The sequence below is a fragment of the Streptomyces sp. NPDC049887 genome (assembly GCF_040656535.1).
GTDB lineage: Bacteria > Actinomycetota > Actinomycetes > Streptomycetales > Streptomycetaceae > Streptomyces.
This window is the reverse complement of sequence record NZ_JBFAMM010000033.1, coordinates 46,003-67,117: the sequence shown is the minus strand read 5'-3', so window position 1 is coordinate 67,117 and position 21,115 is coordinate 46,003. Positions and strand designations below refer to the sequence as shown.

Sequence of the window (21,115 nt, the reverse complement as noted above, 5' to 3'; positions counted from 1 at the left end):
CGGACATGAGCCTTCCCGCCCGGACGAGAAGCCTGCTGCTGCCGCTCGTGGCCCTGCTGCTGCTCGCCGGCTGCACATCGGCTCCCGACGATCCCGCGCCGCCGCGCCCCACCCGCTGGCTGCCGGGGCCCGGCACGCCGTGGCAGTGGCAGCTCAGCGGCCGGCTGGACCCGGACGTGGACGTCCCGGTGTACGACATCGACGGCTTCGAGCACCCGAGGTCCACGGTCGCCGACCTCCAGCGACGCGGCCGGAAAGTGATCTGCTACCTGTCCACCGGCGCCTGGGAGGAGTTCCGCCCCGACGCCGCGCGGTTCCCCCGGGAACTGCTCGGCAAGGGGAACGGCTGGCCGGGGGAGCGCTGGCTCGACATCCGCCGCACGGACGTGCTGGAGCCGCTGATGGCCGAGCGCTTCGACATGTGCCGGGACAAGGGCTTCGACGCGGTCGAGCCCGACAACATGGACGGCTACGCCAACGACACCGGCTTCCCGCTCACCGCCGGCGACCAGCTCCGCTACAACCGGCTGATCGCCCGGATGGCCCATGAACGAGGGCTGTCGGTCGGGCTGAAGAACGACCTGGACCAGATCCCCGCCCTCGTCGGCGACTTCGACTTCGCCGTCAACGAACAGTGCGCGCAGTACGCGGAGTGCGCGGCGCTGACGCCGTTCGTCGAGGCGGGCAAGGCCGTGTTCCACGTCGAGTACGAGGTGCCGACCGGCCGCTTCTGCCCCCAGTCGCGGCGGCTCGGACTGAGTTCGATGCTGAAGCGCTACGAGCTGGACGCCTGGCGCCGGCCCTGCTGACCCGGTTCGGCGGGTCTCCGGCGGCCGGCGGAGCCGTTGCCCGCGGCACCCGGGCGGGTCCGAGGACGGGCGGCCGGCGGACGGGCCCCGGCGCGGCCACGGGGGCGGTGATCCGGACGGCCGCTGGGCCGCACGGAAGCTGCCGGGATCCGGCCGTGTGCCGTCCGGCGCGCGGCGCTCCGGCCTACCGGGGCCCGACCACGAGCGCGACGAGTGCCGCCGTCGCCGCCGTCTCCGCGATCCCCCCGAACACATCGCCCGTGACCCCGCCGAAGCGCCGTACGCAGTGCCGCAGCAGCAGTTCGGCGGCGGCGGTCCCGGCGAGTACGGACAGCACGAGCCGCAACGGCCCGTACCCGCCCGGCAGCGCTCCCCAGGCGGCGCAGACGGCCGCGACCACAAGGGCGACCCCCAGCGCCTGCCGCACCGGGACGGTGGCGGCGACCATCGCGCCCAGCCCCTCAGGGCGGGCGGCCGGGACGCCGGAGCGGGAGGCGAGCGTCAGCGCCAGCCGGGCGACGACCCCGGCGGTCGCCGCCGCCGTCGCCCCGTACGTCCAGCCGCGCCCGTAGAGCTCGTACAGCGCCGCGACCTGGGCCAGCAGCACGAACAGCAGGGTGATCACCCCGAACGGCCCGATGTCCGACCGCTTCATGATCCGCAGTGCGTCCTCGGTGGGCTTGCCGCTGCCCAGGCCGTCGGCGGTGTCGGCGAGTCCGTCCAGGTGCAGACCGCGGGTGAGGACGGCCGGCACGGCGGCGGAGGCGACCGCGGCGAGCAGCGGACCCGCGCCGAGCAGCAGGAGCAGCCCGCCGGCGGCCGCCGCGCAGAGGCCGACGACGAGTCCGGCGAGCGGGGCCCAGCGCATACCCGCGCGTGCCGCGTCGCGGTCCCAGCGGGTCACGCGCACCGGCAGCACCGTGAGGGTGCCGAAGGCGAACCGCAGGCCCACGGGTCCGTCTGTGTTGAGGGAGCTCACCGCGCGCAGGGTAGCCGGTGCGCCGCGACGGTAAATTGCGCATGACGGACAAAACGGGAGCGGGTGGCATGGGTCACTGGTTTTACCGCAACATCGTGGAGCCCGGGAAGCTCCCGCTGCTTCTCGCGCTGGCCTCGTTCGTCCTGACGTTCCTGATCACGCGGACCGTCACCCGGATGATCCGGGCGGGCAAGGGGCCCTTCGGGAACGTCAAGGCGGGCGGGCTCCACATCCACCACGTGGTTCCGGGTGTCGTGCTCACCGTGGTCGGCGGCTTCGGCTCGGTCGCCAGCAGCCAGCACACCGGCGCCGGGACCGTGGTGTTCGCCGTGGTCTTCGGCGTCGGCGCGGGGCTCGTCCTGGACGAGTTCGCGCTGATCCTCCACCTGGACGACGTCTACTGGACCGAGGAGGGCCGCAAGAGCGTCGAAGTCGTCGTCCTCACCGCGTCCGTGCTGCTGCTCACCCTCGGCGGCTTCGCGCCGCTCGGCGTCAACGACCTCACGGCGGACGAACGCGACGACCGGCGGGCCTTCCTGCTCACCCTCGCCGTCAACTTCATGTTCGTCCTGATCACCCTCTTCAAGGGCAAGCTGCGCATGGCGGTCATCGGCACCCTGGTGCCGTTCGTCGCGATCATCGGGGCGCTGCGGCTGGCCAGACCCACCTCTCTCTGGGCCAAGCGCCTCTACCGGCACCGCCCGCGCTCCCGGGCCAGGTCGATGCTGCGTGCCTTCCGTCACGACCGGCGCTGGAGCGGGCCGCGCCGAAAGTTCCAGGACCTGATCGGTGGCGCCCCGGACCGGCTGCCGGTCACCGGAGCCCCCGGAACCGGCCGGGACCGCGAACCGCGCTGAAAGCACGCCGTCACGGCCAGCGCCGCGAACACCCCGGCGATCGCCGCCAGGTGCTCCTTGCCGGCCAGATTTGGCTTCACCACCACTTCCACCACCATGGCGACCACCACCAGACCCATCGTCAGCCGGGCGGCGCAGCGGGCGCACACGTACACGGCGAGGCCGACCACAGCGGCCGACGGGCCGGTGTCCACGACATGGGCGTCCGAGGCGGGCAGTCCGAGCGGATGGTCAGGCCCGAGCGCGACCCCGGCCCGCGCGTACAGGGTCCCGGCGAGCGTCGCCGCGTACGCGACCGCCAGAGTGCGCGGCCGGCCCAGGCAGATCTCGGCGATGCCGAACACCAGGAGGATCTGCGCCAGCGCGCCCCACACCGGCAGGTCGAGCGCCGGGACGAACAGGGACAGCGGAGTGCGGAGCAGAGCGAGCCAGAGCGGGTCCTCGGCGCGCACCGAGCCGACGGCCTGCACCGGCTCGTAGCCCCAGGACCGGTTCTGCACGAGCTGGCAGAGGGCGGTGAGGCAGACCGCGGTGAGCGTGAGAGGGATCGCACGCCACGTCCTCGTCGTGAGGGCCGTGCGCACGGTCCGGTACAGCGGCCCCCACTCACGGCGCGCGAACGCGCGCCCCCGGCTCACCGGCCGTCCGCGGAGGGCGCGCGGCGGGCCGGCGCGGGTGGGCGGCGGACGGTCCCGGTCGGCGGGGGACCGGCGGCCTCGTGGGCGAGCATGGAAGGTGGCTCCCGGACGGGTCGGTACTCGGCATGGGCGCGGTACGACGACTCGTTCCACCACCGGCGGGGCGGGTCCCGGGACCGGATGGCGGGCGCCACCCCCGGCGCCGTCCCGCCCGAGCGTCGCGCCGTGGTGCAAGACCCGCCGCAGTGCGCCGAAGTTGACACGGGCCGGAGTGATCCCGATCTCTCGCCGGGGGCCGGGGGCCGGGGGCCGGGGGCCGGGGGCCGGGGGCCGGGGGCCGGGTGCCCGGCGACCGCCGGGTGGCCGGTGCGCGGGCGGCCCGTGGCGGGTGCGCCCTGCGGCCGGCGGGGTGGGGCCGGTCGGTGCTCCGTGAGCGGCCGGGTGGGGCTGGTCGGCGGCCCGCCGTACCCGCTCGTGTCAGGGGGCGTCGCCGTTCAGCGGGCCTCGCCGCCGACGGCGGTCACGCTCCCGTCCCCTCCTCGGCCGGGGTCGCCTCCACGGTGTCGCTTCCGCCGCCGGCCGGGCGCTCGGGCAGCTCCGCGGCGAGCGCGGCGGCCGCCTGGACGAGGGGGAGGGCGAGCAGGGCGCCCGTGCCCTCCCCGACCGTGACCCCCTGCTCCAGGAGCGGTTCCAGGGCCATCCGGTCGAGCGCCTTGGCCTGGGCCGGCTCCCCGCTGACCTGCCCAGCGAGCCACCAGTCCGGCGCCCGGAACGCCGCCCGCTGGGCGACGAGGGCGCACGCGGCAGACACGACCCCGTCCAGGACCACCGGCATCCGGCGGACCGCCGCCTGCAGCAGGAAGCCGGTCGTCGCGGCCAGATCCGCGCCGCCCACGGCCGTCAGCAGGGCCAACTGATCGCCCAGCACCGGCCGGGCCCGGCGCAGTGAGTCGCGGATCGCCGCGCACTTGCGCATCCACGCCAGATCGTCGATACCTGCGCCGCCGCGGCCGGTGACGACGGAGGCGTCCGTCCCGCACAGTGCGGCCACCAGAGTGGAGGCAGGCGTCGTGCCGCCGACGCTGAGATCGCCGAGCACGACCAGATCGGTGCCGGCGTCGGCCTCCTCGTCGGCGATCGCCACGCCGAGACGCACGGCCCGCTCGGCCTCCTCGGGGGTGAGCGCGTCCTCGACATCGATCCGCCCGCTGCCACGCCGCACCCGGTGCCGGACGACGTTCTCCGGCAACAGATCGGGGTCGCAGTCCAGACCGGCGTCCACGACCCGCACCGGCACATCCATCCGCCGGGCCAGCACCGCGACCGGGCTCGATCCGTCCAGCACCGAACGCACCAGTTCGTGCGCCGAGCCCGCCGCACGGCCGGACACCCCCAGCTCCGCCACCCCGTGGTCCCCTGCGAACAGCACCACCCGCGGTCGCTCGACGGCCCGAACCGGCACGGCACCCTGCGCCGCCGACAGCCACTCACCCAGCTCGTCCAGCCGCCCCAGGGCGCCCGGCGGCACGGCCAGCCGCTCCCGGCGTTCCTCGGCATCGCGCCGCACACCGCTGTCGGGGCGCTCGATCAGATCGGAGAAGTCGTCGAGATTCAGCGAGCTCATTCGCCGAACAGTACCGGCCCGCGCCCGCCGTCCCGCCGCCGCGTCGCGATCTCCGACGGCGGGGAGCAGCGCCGCGACGCGTCTCCGCGCCCACGGTCCCGGCCGGGAGCGGCCGCTGCGCCGGTCGCGCGCGGTTCACGCGGGCGTGCCCCGGCCCGACGGGGCACACGGGCGGGGGGACGTACGGGAGGTGTGGAACCGGCCTCGTCCCGCGCCTCGACGACGGCCCGGCGCCGGCCCGTGCGGGGCCGCCACGGTGCCGGGCCCGGAACCGTCGGCCCTGTCAGGGGTCACCGGAGCGGCAGCGCCTGCCCCGCCACCACCAGCAGCACGTGCTCGCACTCGGAGGCGAACGCGGCGTTCAGACGCCCCAGTTCGTCCCGGAAGCGGCGGCCCGACGCGGTCGCGGGGACCACGCCCGAACCGACCTCGTTGGTGACGGCGACGACCGTACGGCGCGTGGCCCGCAGTGCCTCGACGAGGGCGGCCGTGCGATGGCGCAGGGCCGCGCGGCCGACCGTCTCCCATCGTTCGTCGTCCCAGGCTCCCACCTGGTCCATCGCGTCCGTCAGCCAGAGCGCCAGGCAGTCGACGAGCAGCGGAGGGCCGTTCTCGGCCAGCAGCGGGACGAGGTCGCAGGTCTCCACCGTCCGCCAACTCCCCGGCCGGCGTTCACGGTGGGCCGCGACCCGCTCCGCCCACTCCGTGTCGTCGCCACGCGTCCCGCCCGTCGCCACGTACACGACGTCGGGGAAGGACTCCAGCCGCCGCTCCGCCTCCAGCGACTTCCCGGACCGCGCCCCGCCGGTGACGAGGGTCCGCCGGGGCACGTCCGGTACGTCCTGGTACTCGCCCACGTAAAGCGTCGTCCCGTCCGGTACGGCACGGGCGCCCGCCGCCGCCAGCCGCCGGTCGAGCTCGGGACCGGGCGGGACGTCGTGGTCGATGTGGACGGCGACGACATCGGTGGTCGGCCCCACCGCGCCGCGCGCCCGCAGCCTCGCCAGACCGTCCGGCCGCCCCAGCACATCGGCGACCACCATGTCGTACGGGAGGGGATCGCCGTCCGTGACACCGGCCGGTGCCCCGCCGGGCGGCAGGTACAGCAGCCGCTCACCGTCCGGCGAGGTGACCTCGTAGCCCGTGCCGGGAGAGTCCAGCGCCACCGCCCGCACCCGGTGCCCGCTGATCAGCGTCAGTTCCCGGCCGTCCGGCACCCGCCCTGCCGACGGCAGCCCGGCGGGCAGCTCCACGGCGGGCCCGCTGTGCGGGTGCGACAGGAGCACCTGGCGTACGCCCACGAGCGAATGGCCCGCGCGCGCCGCCGCGAGGGCGGCACCGGGCGTCAGGTCCAGCAGCAGCGCGCTGTCCACGAGCAGGGCCGTCGCGGCGCGCGCCCGGTCGCCGCGGGCGGCGGCGCAGCCCGCACAGGTGCAGTCGGGGCGGGGGAGTCCGGTGGGGGCTCCGGTGCCGAGCAGAGTCAGTTCCACGGTCACGATCTTCCCGCGTCCCCGCGGCGGGTGCGCGCCCGGCTACGCTGCGGGCAGCAAGGTGATCGGCAAGGACGATCGGCACAGCGATCACGTGGTGGGACCAGGAGGCGCACATGGCATGGACGTGGCGGTTCGAGAAGTCCGACGGGACGGAGGTCCAGCCGGCAGTCGAGCCGGAGGAGTTCAGCACGCAGGGGGACGCCGAGTCCTGGATCGGTGAGGTCTGGCGCGATCTCCTAGAGGGCGGCGCCGACCAGGTCTTCCTCTACGAGGACGGCAGCCGCATCTACGGACCCATGAGCCTGCACGCCGAGAGCTGACTCCTCGCAGCCGCGGACCCGCGGCGCCGCCGACGCGGCGCGGGGTCCGCGGCTGCTCGTGCCGAACCGGGCCTTCGGCGGGGCCGAGCTGCGGGGCCTGTGTCCGGCGGGCCTGCCTCCGACGGTTCTGCGGTCCGCGGGCGGCGTGGGTCGGCCCGCTTCCGACGGGCCCGTTTTCCCATTTCCGACGGGTCCGTTTTGCACGGGCCCGTTTCCGACGGCCCCGTGTCCTTCGGAGCTCGTCGCAGCGCCGCCCCTCCGGCCTCCGCCTCCCCGCGCCTCCGCGCCTCCGCGCCTCCGCGCCTCCGCCGACTCACCGCGTCGCGGACAGGAACTGTGTCGCCGCGAGTTCCCCGTAGAGGGGGTCCTCCGCCACCAGTTCCGAGTGGGTGCCCGTCGCACGGACCCGCCCCGCGTCCATCACCACGATCCGGTCTGCCAGCGTCACGGTGGAGAGCCGATGGGCGACCACCAGGACCGTCACCTCGCGGGCGACCTCGGCGACCACGTCCCGGAGCGCCATTTCGTTGACCGCGTCGAGCTGCGACGTCGCCTCGTCGAGGAGGAGCAGCCGGGGCCGCCGCAGCAGGGCGCGGGCTATCGCGACCCGCTGGCGCTCGCCGCCCGAGAGCTTCGAGCCGCGGTGCCCGACCACGGTCTCCAACCCGTCGGGCAAGCGGTCCACGAGTGCGTCCAGCCTCGCCCGGACGAGGACGTCCCGGATCTCGTCCTCCGTCGCGTCGGGCGCCGCGAAGACCAGGTTCTCCCTCAGGGTCCCGGCCAGCACCGGAGCGTCCTGCTCGACGTAGCCGATGGCGGCGCGCAGTGCGGGCAGGGACCAGTCCCGTACGTCCCTGCCGTCGACCAGTACCCGGCCGCCGACCGGCTCGTAGAACCGCTCGACGAGGCCGAAGACCGTCGTCTTGCCCGCGCCCGAGGGGCCGACGAAGGCCGTCATCCCGGGGCCGGGCACGTCGAAGGTGACGCCGTGGTGGACGTACGGCAGATCGTCCCGGTACCGGAAGCTCACGTCCTCGAAGCGCACGGACGCCGCCCCGCCGGTGGCGTCCGGCCCCGCCTCCGGTGGCCGCGCCCCGGCCGGCGCGGACCTCCCCACGGGACCCGCCGGCACCTCCTGCCTCCCGGCCGGTCCCGCCGGCCGTTCCGGTCCCGCCGGGTGCAGTTCCTCCGTCTCCAGCCGCTCCGCCTCCGCGATCCGGGCGACGGCCGCCGACCCCACCTGGTACTGGGAAGCAGCCTCGACCAGCTCCGTCACCGGCTCGATGAGATAGAACAGGTAGAGCAGGAACGCCATCAGCGTGGACACGGATATCGCCCCCGAGGCGACCCGCGCCCCACCGATCCCCAGCACTGCCAGGAACGACACCTGCACGGCGAGCCCCACGGACGAAGCAGCCACCGACTGCCACTTGGCCGTCCGCACGCCGTACCGCCACGCGCGCCGCGCCGCCGTCTCCACGACGGCGGCCTCGCGCTCCTCGGCGCCCGACGCCTTGACCGTACGGAACGCGCCGAACACCCGCTCCAGCACGGTGGAGATCTCCCCGACCGCCTCCTGCGACCGCTGAGTGGCCTGCGCGATCCTCGGCATCACCAGTGCGACTGCTCCGCCGATCAGGACGATCACCCCCACGGTGACGCCCAGCAGCACGGCGTCCATGACCGCCATGAGCACGAGCGTCGCGACGCACGAGAGGGATCCGGTGACGGCCGAGACGATCGACTGGGTGGTGACGGCCCGCAGGAGGGTGGTGTCCGAGGTGACCCGGGACATCAGATCCCCCGGCTGGGTGCGCTCCACTTCCGGTACCCGCAGCCTCAGCAGACGGCCGATGAGCGTGCGGCGAGCGGCGAGCACGACCGACTCGGCGGTGCGTTCCAGCACATAGGCGCCGAAGGCGTGGATCGCCGTGCCGAGGACCACCAGCGCGGTGAGCACCAGCAGGATGCCGTTGATCGACTCGCCGGCGCCGAGCCGGTCCACCAGGGCCTTCGCGGCCAGCGGCTGGAGCAGTCCGCTCACGGCCCCGAGCAGCGCGAGGGCGGCCCCGAACGCGACCGTCCAGCGGTGCGGCCGGAAATGGCGGTAGAGCGCCCGGAACGTGTCCCGGGCGGGCAGGCGGGGCGTGTCCGTCGTGGTCAGGTCTGATGCAGTGGTCACACGGAGACGGACGCACCGACGGCCCCGCTGCCTGAGCGGGCGCCGGCGTTCGTGCGACCGGGTGCCTCGGGCGCCGCCCCGAGCGATCCGCCCCGGCGGCGGCCGGTGTCCGCCACCGCCCCGATGAGCAGGCACCCGCCGGGACCGCCGACCCACGGCCCGCACGGGCGTGAACCCGCACGCGCCTGAACCCGCGCGTGCGTGAACCCCGCACGCGCCGCTACTGGCCGCGCACTCCGCAGAGATGCAGCAGCGCCGCCACCGAGCGGTACGGGTCCGTCCGGCCGGCTCGGTCCTCGGCCGCCAGCAGCCGGGTCAGCTCGTCCCCGGACGGCGGTTCCGCGTCGTCCGCCGCGGTGTCCGTGAAGACCCGCACCCCGTACCAGGCATGCAGCGGCGCCGCGATCCCCGCCAGGGTCGCCGTCAGCGACGCCAGCCGGTCGCCGCGCACCTGGAGGCCGAGACGATTGGTGTACGTGTCCGAGTCGAAGGCGGTCAGCGCCCCGTCCCAGTCCCCGGCCAGTCCGGCCCGCATCGCCAGCGCGTCCGCGTTCCGCACCAGCAGCGACAGCAGACCGCCGGGTGCCAGCATCCGCGCCAGACCCGCCAGCATCGCGTCCCGTTCCTCGACGTACATCAGCACGCCGTGGCACAGCACCACGTCGAAGGAACCGGGCAGGAAGTGCACGCCCGTGTCCCGGCCGTCGCCCTCGATCATCCGGAAGCGCTCCCGGATGCCCTCGGGCTCGTGGGCCAGGGCCTCACGCGCGACCTGCAGCATCCCGGCGTCGGACTCCAGCCCGGTCACCCTGTGCCCGGCCCGCGCCAGACGCAGGGCCTGGGTGCCCTGGCCCATCCCGACGTCGAGGACGCGCAGCCGCTGCCCGACGGGGAAGCGTGCGGCCAGCTGCTCGTCGAGCTGCCGGGCCACCAGCTCCTGCCGGACCGTGTTGCGCAGCCCGCCCAGGCCCTGCAGCCAGGCGGCGGCCCCGCTCGCGAAACCCGAGACGTCGCCCCTGCCGGGGACGTCGCCCCTGCCGGGGACGTCGGCTCTGCCTGGGACGTCGGACTTCGCGGAGACGTCCGACTTCGCGGAGACGTCCGCGCTCAGGGCCGCTCTCCGCGCTTGACCTGGGGCTTGGGCAGGCGCAGCCGGCGGATCTGGAGCGTGCGCATCAGACCGTAGGCGACCGCACCGCGCTTCGGCTCGTCCGGGAAGCGGTCGTTCAGCTGCTTCTTGAGTCGGATCCAGATGCCGATCGAGTCGACCACGATCATCACGATCACACCGAGCCAGAGCAGCATCGCGATGTTCTGCAGCTGGGGGATGCGGATCATGGAGAGCACCAGGATCACCACGGCCAGCGGCAGGAAGAACTCGGCGATGCAGAACCGCGAGTCCACGAAGTCGCGGACGAAGCGACGCACCGGCCCCTTGTCGCGCGGCGGCAGGTAGCGCTCGTCGCCGCCGGCCAGCGCCTCGCGCTGTTTGGCCAGGTCGGCACGGCGGGCCTCGCGCTGGCGGCGCATGGCCTCCTTGCGGTCGAGGGGTGCCGACTGCGCCCGGCGGCGCTGCGTCTGGGCCTCACTCCGCTTCGGGGTCGGGCGGCCCTTGGGGGCCTCGGGGTCGCGGGGCTGCTTGGAGAGGTCCGCCGTCACCTTGCCGGTGGGGGCCTTCTCTTCCTTGGAACGGCTACGGAACACAAAACACAAGGGTACGGGGTGGCGGGGCGACTGCCCCAGCCTCCTGGGGAACGATCCGGCAACGGCGCGCGTCCTCACGGGCAGAAGCAGCAGGAACGTGCCCGGCGCGACACGACCGCCGCCTCCCCTGAACACCGCCTACTCCTTGCGCGGGAGCGGGACGGCCCGCAGGTCGTCCTTGGGGATGAGCGCATCGGCGCTCGAACAGTGCGGTAATGGATGCAGGGCCCGTACTGTGGGTTCTGGAGAAGCCGGAGCTGAGTCCGTCAGAAGGGGGCGCGCGAAGCCCATGAGCGGTGTCATGAAGCGTATGGGGATGATCTTCCGCGCGAAGGCAAACAAGGCCCTTGACCGGGCCGAGGATCCGCGCGAGACCCTCGATTACTCGTACCAGAAGCAGCTGGAGCTGCTGCAGAAGGTCCGCCGCGGCGTCGCCGACGTGGCGACCTCCCGCAAGCGCCTCGAGCTGCAGCTGAACCAGCTCCAGAGCCAGTCCTCCAAGCTGGAGGACCAGGGCCGCAAGGCGCTGGCCCTCGGCCGCGAGGACCTGGCGCGCGAGGCGCTGTCCCGCCGTGCCGCGCTCCAGCAGCAGGTCACCGATCTGGAGACCCAGCACCAGACGCTGCAGGGCGAGGAGGAGAAGCTCACCCTCGCCGCCCAGCGGCTGCAGGCCAAGGTCGACGCCTTCCGCACGAAGAAGGAGACCATCAAGGCCACGTACACGGCCGCCCAGGCCCAGACCCGGATCGGGGAGGCGTTCTCCGGCATCTCGGAGGAGATGGGCGATGTCGGCCTGGCGATTCAGCGCGCCGAGGACAAGACCGCCCAGCTGCAGGCGCGGGCCGGTGCCATCGACGAGCTGCTCGCGTCCGGCGCGCTGGACGACCCTACCGGGATGGCGAAGGACGACATCGCGGCGGAGCTGGACCGCATCTCCGGAGGCACGGACGTCGAGCTGGAACTGCAGCGGATGAAGGCCGAGCTGGCCGGAGGCAGCACGCAGCAGCAGGCCATCGAGGGCGGCGACGGCTCGGCGCAGGACCAGGCCCAGGGCCGGGCCCAGCACAAGTTCGACAAGCAGTAGGGACGGCGCGTCATGATCGTACGGATCATGGGGGAGGGCCAGTGGACGGTGGCGGACAGCCACTTCGCCGAGCTGAACAAGCTCGACGACGAACTGCTCGCCGAGATGGAGACGGGTGACCGGGACGGCTTCCGCCGCACCCTGTGCGCCCTGCTCGACGAGGTGCGCCGCTGCGGGGCACCGCTCGCGGACGACGCACTGGAGCCCTCCGAGCTGATCCTGCCCTCCCCGGACGCGACACTCGACGAGGTCCGCGCCATGCTCAGCGACAACGGCCTCATCCCGGGCTGATCCCGGCCCCGGCTCCCGCTTCGACCACGGCCCTCTGGACCACGGCCCTCGGCCGGACACCCCGTCCGGCCCTGGACCGGGCTTCGACGACGGCCCGCGCCCGGACATCCCCGTCCGGCCGCGGGCCGCTTGGTCGCCGCTTCCGGCCCGGCCGCAGGCCACGTCGTCCGGCCCGCGCGCCTGCGTCCGGCTCCCGCCTTCCGGCTCCCGCCCTCCGCCTCCGTCCGTCCGGACGCTTCCCTCCGGCCCGCGGTCCGTCCGCCCGTCCGCCCGGTCGCGTGCCCACTGCCCCCGGCTCCCTCCGCCCGGCCTCCGCCCGGACCCGACCCCGTACCGTTGCCTGACGTGACCGCACCTCTGACCGGATTCAGCCGGCTCGCGCCGACACGTTCCTGGCTGCGCGCGCATCCGACGGCGTGTGACGCGGGCCTCGCGGCGGCGGTGCTCGTCTGCATGGTGGTCGCGTCGTTCGCCGACCCCCACGGGCCGCACGGACCGACGTTCGGCACCCGCACGCCCGAGCTCCGCAGCCTGCTGCTGATGACGGCGGCCGCCGGAGCCCTGGTGTTCCGGCGCAGCCGCCCCGTGACCGTGCTCGCGGTCACCGGTGCCGTGTCCCTCGCCGAGCTCGTCGCCGGCGATCCGCCCGCGCCCATCGCCATGTCCGCGGTGATCGCCCTCTACACCGTCGCCTCCCGCACCGACCGGCCGACGACCTGGCGGGTCGGCCTGCCGACCATGACCGTGCTGACGGGGGCGGCCATGCTGTTCGGCTCCGCGCCCTGGTACAGCCAGGAGAACCTCGGCATCTTCGCCTGGACCGGCATGGCGGCCGCCGCGGGCGACGCCGTACGGAGCCGACGTGCCTTCGTCGACGCCATACGGGAGCGGGCCGAACGGGCCGAGCGCACCCGCGACGAGGAGGCCCGCCGCCGTGTCGCCGAGGAGCGGCTGCGGATCGCCCGCGATCTCCACGACGTCGTCGCCCACCACATCGCCCTGGTCAATGTGCAGGCCGGAGTGGCCGCTCACGTCATGGACAAGCGGCCCGACCAGGCCAAGGAGGCGCTGTCGTACGTGCGGGAGGCGAGCCGCTCGGCGCTGAACGAGCTGCGGACCACCGTCGGTCTCCTCAGGCAGTCGGGGGACCCCGAGGCGCCCACCGAACCGGCCCCGGGACTCGCCGTCCTCGACCCGCTGCTGGACGGCTTCCGACGGGCCGGCCTGCCGGTCGAGCTGGCCCGCACCGACCGGGACACCGCGCTGCCCGCCGCCGTCGACCTCGCCGCGTACCGGATCGTCCAGGAGGCGCTCACCAATGTGCGCAAGCACGCCGGGGCGACGGCCAGGGCGGAGGTGAGCGTCGTACGGGTCGGCCGGACGGTTGAGGTCACCGTCCTCGACGACGGCCGTCCCGCCGGCACCGTGCGGGAGGGCGCCGACGGCGACCCGGCGGCCGGGGGCGGCAGCGGCGGGCACGGCCTGATCGGGATGCGGGAGCGCGTCACGGCCCTCGGTGGCACGCTGACCGCCGGCCCCCGCTACGGAGGCGGCTTCCGGGTGCAGGCGATACTGCCGGTCGGGGCCGGTGCGGAGGGGGACGAGGACGGATGACCATCAGGGTGCTGCTCGCCGACGACCAGGCTCTGCTGCGCAGCGCGTTCAAGGTGCTGGTGGACTCCGAGCCCGACATGGAGGTCGTGGGGGAGGCCGCGGACGGCGCCGAGGCCGTGGACCTCGCCCGCTCGGCCCGCGCCGACGTCGTGCTCATGGACATCCGGATGCCCGGCACGGACGGCCTCGCAGCAACCCGCATGATCAGCGCCGACCCCGGACTCGCCGAGGTGCGGGTGGTGATGCTGACGACGTTCGAGGTGGACGAGTACGTCGTCCAGTCACTGCGGGCCGGCGCCTCTGGGTTCCTCGGCAAGGGCGCGGAACCCGATGAACTGCTGAACGCCATCCGGATCGCGGCCGCCGGCGACGCGCTGCTCTCGCCCGTGGCCACGAAGGGGCTGATCGCCAAGTTCCTCGCGCAGGGCGGGGGTTCGGAGGGCGGACGGGACTCCGGGGCGTACTCGGAGCGGCTGGTCGCGCTGACGGGCCGCGAGCGCGAGGTCCTCGTCCTGGTCGCCGGCGGCCACTCCAACGACGAGATCGCGGACCGGCTGGAGGTCAGCCCGCTCACCGTCAAGACGCATGTGAACCGCGCGATGGCGAAGCTCGGCGCCCGCGACCGGGCGCAGTTGGTGGTCATCGCGTACGAATCGGGCCTGGTACGCCCACGGGTGGACTGAGTCCCCATCCGGCAGCGACTCCGTGCGGAGCGTGCGGCGGACAGGGGTTCGGACCTGGACCGACGGACCGTCCGCACGGATGCGCGCGTCGTCCGATGTGGTAGAGACGCAGGTCGTCGAGCCGCTCGGGAGCACGATCAAGGCGGTCGACGGCATCAGGGGCGTCACCTCCACGGCGAGCGGGGGCAACGCCGTCGCCCCGGTACACGGAAGGGCCGTGTACCGGGGCGACGCGGGGTCTGTGGACGCGGCGGGCGCGCCCGTCACCGTCAGGGGAGCGCCAGCATGCGCTCCAGGGCGAGCTTTGCGAAGCTCTCGGTCTCGCTGTCGACCTGGATCCGGTTGACCAGGTTCCCCTCCGCCAGGGACTCCAGGGCCCAGACCAGGTGCGGCAGGTCGATCCGGTTCATCGTGGAGCAGAAGCAGACCGTCTTGTCGAGGAAGACGATCTCCTTGTCCTCGGGGGCGAAACGGTTCGCCAGGCGGCGCACCAGGTTCAGCTCCGTGCCGATCGCCCACTTGGAGCCGGCCGGCGCGGCCTCCAGCGCCTTGATGATGTACTCGGTGGAGCCCACGTAGTCCGCCGCCGCGACGACCTCGTGCTTGCACTCGGGGTGGACCAGGACGTTCACGCCCGGGATGCGCTCGCGGACGTCGTTCACGGAGTCCAGCGAGAAGCGGCCGTGCACGGAGCAGTGGCCGCGCCAGAGGATCATCTTCGCGCCGCGGAGCTGCTCGGCGGTGAGACCGCCGTTCGGCCGGTGCGGGTTGTAGACGACGCAGTCGTCCAGGGACATCCCCATGTCACGGACGGCGGTGTTCCGGCCGAGGTGCTGGTCGGGCAGGAAAAGGACCTTCTCGCCCTGCTCGAAGGCCCAGTCCAGCGCGCGCTTCGCGTTGGAGGACGTGCAGATCGTGCCGCCGTGCTTGCCGGTGAACGCCTTGATGTCGGCCGAGGAGTTCATGTACGAGACGGGAACGGTGCGCTCCGCGACGCCGGCCTCGGTGAGGACGTCCCAGCACTCCGCGACCTGCTCGGCCGTGGCCATGTCGGCCATGGAGCAGCCGGCGGCGAGATCGGGAAGGACGACCTTCTGGTCGTCACCGGTCAGGATGTCCGCCGACTCGGCCATGAAGTGCACACCGCAGAAGACGATGTACTCGGCCTCCGGCCGGGCCGCCGCGTCCCGCGCGAGCTTGAACGAGTCGCCGGTGACGTCCGCGAACTGGATGACCTCGTCGCGCTGGTAGTGGTGACCGAGCACGAACACCTTGTCGCCGAGCTTCTCCTTCGCCGCGCGGGCGCGCTCCACCAGGTCCGGGTCGGACGGGGAGGGGAGGTCGCCGGGGCACTCGACGCCCCGCTCGCTCCTGGGGTCGGCTTCGCGTCCGAGCAGCAGCAGGGCGAGCGGCGTCGGCTGGACATCCTGGGAGCCCACTGCCGCGCCGGGCGCGGTGAGGGAGGGCTGGGCGGTGGTCACGTCACGCACCCTTTCTACTCTTCGGTCGGGGGCGGCGGAGCCGCCGCCGGTGGATCCCCGGGGTGCACCGGAGAGCCTTTTCGTCTATTTGACGCTATCTATCATAACCGCTTCACGTCACTTTGACGATGTCCATAGCGTCGATGTGACGCAATTCCCGGTGCCGAGCTGTCCACAGGTCGATGACCCGAGGGAGGGCATGTGCGAGCATGAAAGGGAAAGACCAGGGCCGGTCCGGAATGAATCCGGAGTCCTGCCGGTTGCCAACGTCGGCAAGCAGTCCGTACAACCCGGGAGAGAAGCAGATGTCCGTATCGGACGAGACCACCACCGTGAGCGACGGCATCCTCCTGTCCGACGCCGCCGCGGCCAAGGTGAAGGCCCTGCTGGAGCAGGAGGGCCGGGACGACCTGGCACTGCGCGTCGCGGTTCAGCCCGGCGGCTGCTCCGGCCTGCGTTACCAGCTCTTCTTCGACGAGCGTTCGCTCGACGGCGACGTCGTCAAGGAGTTCGACGGGGTCAGGGTCGTGACCGACCGCATGAGCGCGCCGTACCTCGGTGGCGCTTCCATCGACTTCGTCGACACGATCGAGAAGCAGGGCTTCACGATCGACAACCCGAACGCGACGGGCTCCTGCGCCTGCGGCGACTCCTTCAGCTGAGCCGCCGGACCAGCCGAGCCGCCGGACGCCCGCACCACCGCGGGACACAACCGCTCACTTGCGGGGCACGGCGTCGCCGCTCTCCACGTCGACGACCGTGCGCTCACCGAGCGGCTCGTCCAGCGTGACCTTCTCCGTCAGCTCCTTGGCGATCAGGATGCAGACCCGCCCCGGATCCGGCCGGGACTCGATGATCCTCACCTTCACCTCGGTGCCCGTCTCCTCCGCCTCCGCCGAGTAGGCGCTGCACACCCCGCCCCAGAAGCGCAGCGTCAAGGTGCGCCCGTCCTTCGCCACGGCGTACGACTCCACGCCCCGGACCGTCGTCTCCGGCAGCTTCGAGGAATCGGGCGGCGAGGGCACCGCGGTGCCGGACGGCACGGGCGCCTGCCGCGGGTCCGGCTCCAGGTACTCCCGCGCCACGGCGGGCTGGATGATCGTGGAGCCCTTCGAGCCGGACTTCGCCTCGGTCGTGAACAGCCATGAGGGCACCAGGGCGGGCCGCCCCTCGACCGAGTGCACGGCCAGCCCGAACTCGGCCCGTGTGATCGTCACCACCTCGGCCGTGGCCGGCGAACCGCTCTCCGGCTCGCAGGGAGCGGCCGGCTCCTTCTCCGCGAGCGGCCCCGGCGTCGCGCACCCCCCGATGCCGACCCGGCCACCGCCCCCGCGCTCCGCGTTCAGCCGCTTCAGCGCCTCCTCGGCGCCGACGACCGGGTACTCGGGGCCCTCGGCAGGCTTCACCAGCTGCCCGCTGCCGTTCCCCACGGTGCCGTCGGCGCCCACGTGCAGGCTGGTGGACCAGCCGTAGGTGGGCAGACCGCCCACCGGCGGATCCGCGCGCACGACCCGGTACGCGCCCAGGACCTGCTTCGCGTCCAGCCGCGCGTCGCCCAGGCCCAGTGCGGCGAGCACCGGAGCGGCGGCCTTCTTCGCCGCCTCCTCGTCCACCGTCCTGACGTCCGGGAGCCGGTGCGCTGAGGGGGCCGTGCCGCCGGGTCGGCACACGTTCTTGTCCTTCAGGCAGTCGTCGCCCTTGGGCGGGCCGAAGGAGCTGAACGTCCACGTGCCCGGGGCCTGCCGGTTGACCTGGAGCAGGGGGCCGCCGCCGTCGCCGTCCGTGCCGGACTTCCACACCTCGCCCTCCAGCCGCGGTGTGCCCGGCACGCCGAGTGCCTCGGCCAGCGCTTCGACCTGCGCCCTGCCGACCGTCCCGTTCGCCTCGTACACACGGGCGGAGCCGGGGCCCTCCGGCAGCTCGCCCCGGGCCCGGTACTCCACGCCGCCGGGGCCGGGCTCACCGACCGCGATGCCCGGGCCGCCGTCCAGCGCCAGCGGCGGGGGCTCGGGGCCGGAACCCGGTGCGCCGCCCCCGCCGTCGCCGGCTGTCGTGGCGAACCAGGCGCCGCCGCCGCCCGCGACGAGAACCGCGGCGGCCACGGACGCGACGGCCAGTGGAGACCTCCGAGGACGCCGGACCGCGGTCCCCTCGGGACCACCGGCGCCGTCGGCGCTGTTCTGGGGGCGCTCTGTGCTGCTCACCGCATCGCTCCTTCGGGGACCCTTTCCGGGGACACCCATGGGACGGAGTGGGGGAGCGCGCGGTTCCCGGAGTGCGCCGTGTGCCGTAACGGAGCGTTGGGGGCGCGTCAGTCGCCGTACACGGGCATCGAGTCGACCAGCCGTGCGGAGGCGGGGGAGACGACCACCCCGTGGATCAGCGACGGGGACACCGGGGCGGCCGCTGCGATCGGCGGCACCGCCCAGTGCGGCGCCATCCGCGCGCTGTCGCCGCGCAGCTCCGCCAGGCTGATCTCGATCTGCCCGGGCTCGACCGACCGGTGCTCCCGGAAGGCGATGTACGACGTGGGGTTCGGCATACCGGAACCGTACGCAGGGTTACGCTGAGGCAAAAGCCCTACTATCGGGTAGTTTCCCTACTACAGAGGGGCCTCTCTCAACCGGTAGCGTTAACCGTCAACTCCGCCTCCCCTCCAGGAGCACTCAGCCGTGCGAATCGCAGTCACCGGCTCCATCGCCACCGACCATCTGATGACCTTTCCCGGCCGTTTCGCCGATCAACTGGTCGCGGACCAGCTCCACACGGTCTCCCTCTCCTTCCTCGTCGACAACCTCGACGTGCGCAGAGGAGGGGTCGGCGCCAACATCTGCTTCGGGATGGGCCAGCTCGGCACCAACCCGGTCCTGGTCGGAGCGGCGGGCTCCGACTTCGACGAGTACCGCGCCTGGCTCGACCGGCACGGCGTCGACACCGCGTCCGTGCGGATCTCCGAAGTGCTGCACACCGCGCGCTTCGTCTGCACGACCGACGCCGACCACAACCAGATCGGCTCCTTCTACACGGGCGCGATGAGCGAGGCGCGCCAGATCGAGCTGAAGTCGGTCGCGGACCGGGTCGGCGGACTGGACCTGGTGCTGATCGGCGCCGACGACCCCGAGGCGATGCTGCGCCACACGGAGGAGTGCCGCTCCCGCGGTATCCCGTTCGCCGCGGACTTCTCGCAGCAGATCGCGCGGATGAACGGCGACGAGATCCGGATACTGCTGGACGGGGCGACCTACCTCTTCTCCAACGAGTACGAGAAGGGGCTCATCGAGTCGAAGACGGGCTGGACGGACGAGGAGATCCTGCACCGCGTCGGCCACCGCGTCACCACGCTCGGCTCGCGCGGTGTGCGCATCGAGAGCAAGGGCGAGCCGTCGATCGAGGTCGGCTGCCCCGCGGAGGACTCCAAGGTCGACCCGACGGGCGTCGGCGACGCGTTCCGCGCGGGCTTCCTGTCGGCGCTGTCGTGGGACGTCGGCCTGGAGCGCGCCGCGCAGGTCGGCTGCATGCTCGCCACGCTGGTCATCGAGACGCTGGGCACCCAGGAGTACACGCTCCGCCGCGCCCACTTCATGGACCGCTTCACGAAGGCGTACGGCCACGACGCGGCGTCGGACGTCCGGGCGCACCTTTCCTGACCCCGGGGCCGCGCCCCGAACGCCCCGCCCGCAGGGCCCCGTGCCCTGCGGGCCGGGCCCTGCACGCAACGCCCCGCGCCGCAGGGCACGGCTCCGCGTTGCCCGCGAGCGGACGCGCGCCCGCCGCCGCGCCCCGCCGCGGGTCGGCGTCAGCCGCGGCGGCGCACCACGTAGGCCGTTCCTCCCGGCGCCGGGGACTCGCCCACGTACTCCTGGTCGCGCATCTCGCACCAGGCCGGGATGTCGAGCCGGGCCGCCTCGTCGTCGGCGAGGACCGTGACCGTGCCGCCGACCGGCACATCCCCGATGACCTTGGCGAGTTCGATGACGGGGACCGGGCAGCGCCTGCCGAGGGCGTCCACCACGAGCGACCCGGTCCCGGCGGACGACGGAGCCCCGGCCGTCGGTGCTCCCAGCCTGCCGCGGACCCCGGCGACGACCCCGGGCAGGACCTCCAGGAACCGGTCGACGTCCTCCTCCGCCGTGCCCGACGGCAGGGACACCCGTACGTTGCCCTCGCTCAGCACGCCCATCGCCCGCAGCACATGGCTCGGAGTGAGCGTCGAACTCGTGCAGGACGAGCCCGAGGACACGGAGAAGCCCGCGCGGTCCAGCTCGTGCAGCACCGTCTCCCCGTCGACGTAGAGGCAGGAGAAGGTGACGAGATGGGGAAGGCGGCGCACCGGGTCGCCGACCACCTCTACATCCGGCACCAGCTCCGGGACCCGGGTGCGGATGCGGTCCACCAGCCCCCGCAGCCGCCGGGCCTCCGACGCGGCGGAGTCCCGCACGGCCCGCAGCGACGCCGCGGCCGCCACGATCGCCGGGATGTTCTCGAAGCCGGGGGCGCGCCCCGACTCCCGTTCGTCCGCCGGGTCCTGGGAGGCGAAGCGGACGCCCTTGCGGACCACGAGCAGTCCCACGCCGGCCGGGCCGCCCCATTTGTGCGCACTCGCGGTGAGCAGCGACCAGTCCCCGTCGACCGGGCCCCAGCCGAGGGACTGCGCGGCGTCGACGAGCAGCGGCACCCCCGCCGCCCGGCAGAGAGCGGCCACCTCGCCGACCGGCTGCTCGGTGCCCACCTCGTGGTTCGCCGACTGCAGGCACGCCAGTGCGGTGTCCTCGCGCAGTGCCTCCGCGAACACTCCCGGTGACACCGCGCCCCAGCGGTCCACGGGCACCTCGGTGACGGGCCGGCCCTCCGCCGCGTGCAGCACGGCCGAGTGCTCGACCGCGGACACCACCAGGTGGCTTCCGACGCGACGGCGGCCCGCGAGCGCGCCCGAGATGCCCGTATGGAGGGCCCGTGTCCCCGAAGAGGTGAATACGAGCTCGTCCGGGCGGCAGCCCACGGCGTCCGCCGCCGCCTCCCGTGCCGCGTCCAGCAGCAGCCGCGCGCGCCGGCCCTCGCGGTACAGCCGGGCGGGGTCCGCCCATCCCTCGTCCAGGGACGCCTGGAGCGCCTGCCGGGCGACGGGGTGCAGGGGGGCGGAGGAGGCGGCGTCGAAGTAGGGCACGGGCCCACGCTAACGCGCGGGTCGTAAGAAGGCGTCAGAAGGCGGCCGCGGGTGCTCAGTCGGGGGGCCCTGGCCAGGCGTGGCACGGCCTCCGGAACCTCGCAGTCCACCCCTTCGGGTCGTCGGACGGCGCGTTGGGCACCCTCCATGCGCGACCCCAAATAGCGTCCAGTAGGGTTTGGTCCGCATAAA

General features: G+C 73.7%; 20 protein-coding genes. 9 read left to right on the top strand and 11 right to left on the bottom strand.

The genetic code is table 11. From position 1 onward, the window contains the following. Positions 1–5 precede the first annotated feature (5 nt). Positions 6–809, top strand: a complete 804-nt coding sequence (locus tag AB0J10_RS29745; protein WP_363065840.1) for an endo alpha-1,4 polygalactosaminidase — start codon at positions 6–8, stop codon at positions 807–809. A 184-nt stretch (positions 810–993) separates the two neighbouring features. Here AB0J10_RS29745 and AB0J10_RS29740 read toward each other — a convergent pair whose 3' ends face one another. Then, positions 994–1,788, bottom strand: coding sequence for an adenosylcobinamide-GDP ribazoletransferase (locus AB0J10_RS29740; RefSeq protein WP_363065838.1), 795 nt, complete (start codon positions 1,786–1,788; stop codon positions 994–996). Between the two features lie 68 nt (positions 1,789–1,856). Between AB0J10_RS29740 and AB0J10_RS29735 the strand changes: the two genes are divergently transcribed. Further along, positions 1,857–2,645 (top strand): hypothetical protein, encoded by a 789-nt coding sequence (locus AB0J10_RS29735; RefSeq protein ID WP_363065836.1) that lies wholly within the window; start codon positions 1,857–1,859, stop codon positions 2,643–2,645. Here AB0J10_RS29735 and AB0J10_RS29730 read toward each other — a convergent pair. The 3 genes from AB0J10_RS29730 to AB0J10_RS29720 all read right to left on the bottom strand — a co-directional run bounded on the left by AB0J10_RS29730 (position 2,528) and on the right by AB0J10_RS29720 (position 6,397). Continuing rightward, positions 2,528–3,283 (bottom strand): hypothetical protein, encoded by a 756-nt coding sequence (locus AB0J10_RS29730; RefSeq protein WP_363065834.1) that lies wholly within the window; start codon positions 3,281–3,283, stop codon positions 2,528–2,530. The two genes, AB0J10_RS29735 and AB0J10_RS29730, sit on opposite strands and share 118 nt — an antisense overlap. Positions 3,284–3,803: 520 nt before the next feature. After that, a complete protein-coding gene (gene cobT, locus AB0J10_RS29725) occupies positions 3,804–4,907 on the bottom strand; it encodes a nicotinate-nucleotide--dimethylbenzimidazole phosphoribosyltransferase (protein WP_363065832.1) in 1,104 nt (367 codons plus the stop codon). Positions 4,908–5,197: 290 nt separating this feature from the next. Then, positions 5,198–6,397: a bifunctional adenosylcobinamide kinase/adenosylcobinamide-phosphate guanylyltransferase gene (locus AB0J10_RS29720; protein ID WP_363065830.1), complete on the bottom strand. Its 1,200-nt coding sequence runs from the start codon at positions 6,395–6,397 to the stop codon at positions 5,198–5,200. A 116-nt stretch (positions 6,398–6,513) separates the two neighbouring features. On the opposite strand from AB0J10_RS29720, the gene AB0J10_RS29715 reads away from it, so the two are divergent. After that, positions 6,514–6,720, top strand: a complete 207-nt coding sequence (locus tag AB0J10_RS29715) for a hypothetical protein (protein ID WP_363065828.1) — start codon at positions 6,514–6,516, stop codon at positions 6,718–6,720. Between the two features lie 313 nt (positions 6,721–7,033). Here the strand turns inward: AB0J10_RS29715 and AB0J10_RS29710 are convergent, their stop codons facing one another. The 3 genes from AB0J10_RS29710 to AB0J10_RS29700 all read right to left on the bottom strand — a co-directional run bounded on the left by AB0J10_RS29710 (position 7,034) and on the right by AB0J10_RS29700 (position 10,606). After that, positions 7,034–8,902: an ABC transporter ATP-binding protein gene (locus tag AB0J10_RS29710; RefSeq protein WP_363065826.1), complete on the bottom strand. Its 1,869-nt coding sequence runs from the start codon at positions 8,900–8,902 to the stop codon at positions 7,034–7,036. A 220-nt stretch (positions 8,903–9,122) separates the two neighbouring features. Next, positions 9,123–9,833, bottom strand: coding sequence for a methyltransferase domain-containing protein (locus AB0J10_RS29705; protein ID WP_363065825.1), 711 nt, complete (start codon positions 9,831–9,833; stop codon positions 9,123–9,125). Positions 9,834–10,009: 176 nt separating this feature from the next. Next, positions 10,010–10,606 (bottom strand): DUF3043 domain-containing protein, encoded by a 597-nt coding sequence (locus tag AB0J10_RS29700; RefSeq protein ID WP_363065823.1) that lies wholly within the window; start codon positions 10,604–10,606, stop codon positions 10,010–10,012. Between the two features lie 289 nt (positions 10,607–10,895). Here AB0J10_RS29700 and AB0J10_RS29695 point away from each other — a divergent pair, with 289 nt between their 5' ends. The 4 genes from AB0J10_RS29695 (at position 10,896) to AB0J10_RS29680 (ending at position 14,278) form a co-directional block, all read left to right on the top strand. After that, complete coding sequence (locus AB0J10_RS29695; protein ID WP_363065821.1) at positions 10,896–11,690, top strand: PspA/IM30 family protein; 795 nt, start codon at positions 10,896–10,898, stop codon at positions 11,688–11,690. Positions 11,691–11,702: 12 nt separating this feature from the next. Beyond that, a complete protein-coding gene (locus AB0J10_RS29690; protein ID WP_138055773.1) occupies positions 11,703–11,981 on the top strand; it encodes a hypothetical protein in 279 nt (92 codons plus the stop codon). A 345-nt stretch (positions 11,982–12,326) separates the two neighbouring features. Continuing rightward, positions 12,327–13,595: a sensor histidine kinase gene (locus AB0J10_RS29685; protein WP_363065818.1), complete on the top strand. Its 1,269-nt coding sequence runs from the start codon at positions 12,327–12,329 to the stop codon at positions 13,593–13,595. After that, positions 13,592–14,278 carry a response regulator transcription factor gene (locus tag AB0J10_RS29680; protein ID WP_363065816.1) on the top strand — a complete coding sequence of 229 codons (687 nt, stop codon included), beginning with the start codon at positions 13,592–13,594 and terminating at the stop codon, positions 14,276–14,278. Before AB0J10_RS29685 ends, AB0J10_RS29680 begins: the two co-directional genes overlap by 4 nt. Positions 14,279–14,547: 269 nt before the next feature. Here the strand turns inward: AB0J10_RS29680 and nadA are convergent, their stop codons facing one another. Then, complete coding sequence (gene nadA, locus AB0J10_RS29675; protein ID WP_363065814.1) at positions 14,548–15,759, bottom strand: quinolinate synthase NadA; 1,212 nt, start codon at positions 15,757–15,759, stop codon at positions 14,548–14,550. A 305-nt stretch (positions 15,760–16,064) separates the two neighbouring features. On the opposite strand from nadA, the gene AB0J10_RS29670 reads away from it, so the two are divergent. Beyond that, the gene (locus tag AB0J10_RS29670) at positions 16,065–16,421 is read left to right on the top strand and encodes an iron-sulfur cluster assembly accessory protein (protein ID WP_017950180.1); all 357 of its coding nucleotides are present in this window, start codon (positions 16,065–16,067) and stop codon (positions 16,419–16,421) included. Positions 16,422–16,475: 54 nt separating this feature from the next. Here the strand turns inward: AB0J10_RS29670 and AB0J10_RS29665 are convergent, their stop codons facing one another. Then, positions 16,476–17,963: a hypothetical protein gene (locus tag AB0J10_RS29665; protein ID WP_363065812.1), complete on the bottom strand. Its 1,488-nt coding sequence runs from the start codon at positions 17,961–17,963 to the stop codon at positions 16,476–16,478. A gap of 107 nt (positions 17,964–18,070) precedes the next feature. After that, complete coding sequence (locus AB0J10_RS29660; RefSeq protein ID WP_363065810.1) at positions 18,071–18,301, bottom strand: hypothetical protein; 231 nt, start codon at positions 18,299–18,301, stop codon at positions 18,071–18,073. Between the two features lie 130 nt (positions 18,302–18,431). On the opposite strand from AB0J10_RS29660, the gene AB0J10_RS29655 reads away from it, so the two are divergent. Continuing rightward, on the top strand, positions 18,432–19,406 hold the full coding sequence (locus AB0J10_RS29655) for a carbohydrate kinase family protein (protein ID WP_363065808.1): 975 nt from the start codon (positions 18,432–18,434) through the stop codon (positions 19,404–19,406). 149 nt (positions 19,407–19,555) lie between these two features. On the opposite strand, the gene AB0J10_RS29650 is transcribed toward AB0J10_RS29655, so the two are convergent. Then, positions 19,556–20,923 carry an aminotransferase class V-fold PLP-dependent enzyme gene (locus AB0J10_RS29650; RefSeq protein WP_363065806.1) on the bottom strand — a complete coding sequence of 456 codons (1,368 nt, stop codon included), beginning with the start codon at positions 20,921–20,923 and terminating at the stop codon, positions 19,556–19,558. Positions 20,924–21,115: the final 192 nt, after the last annotated feature.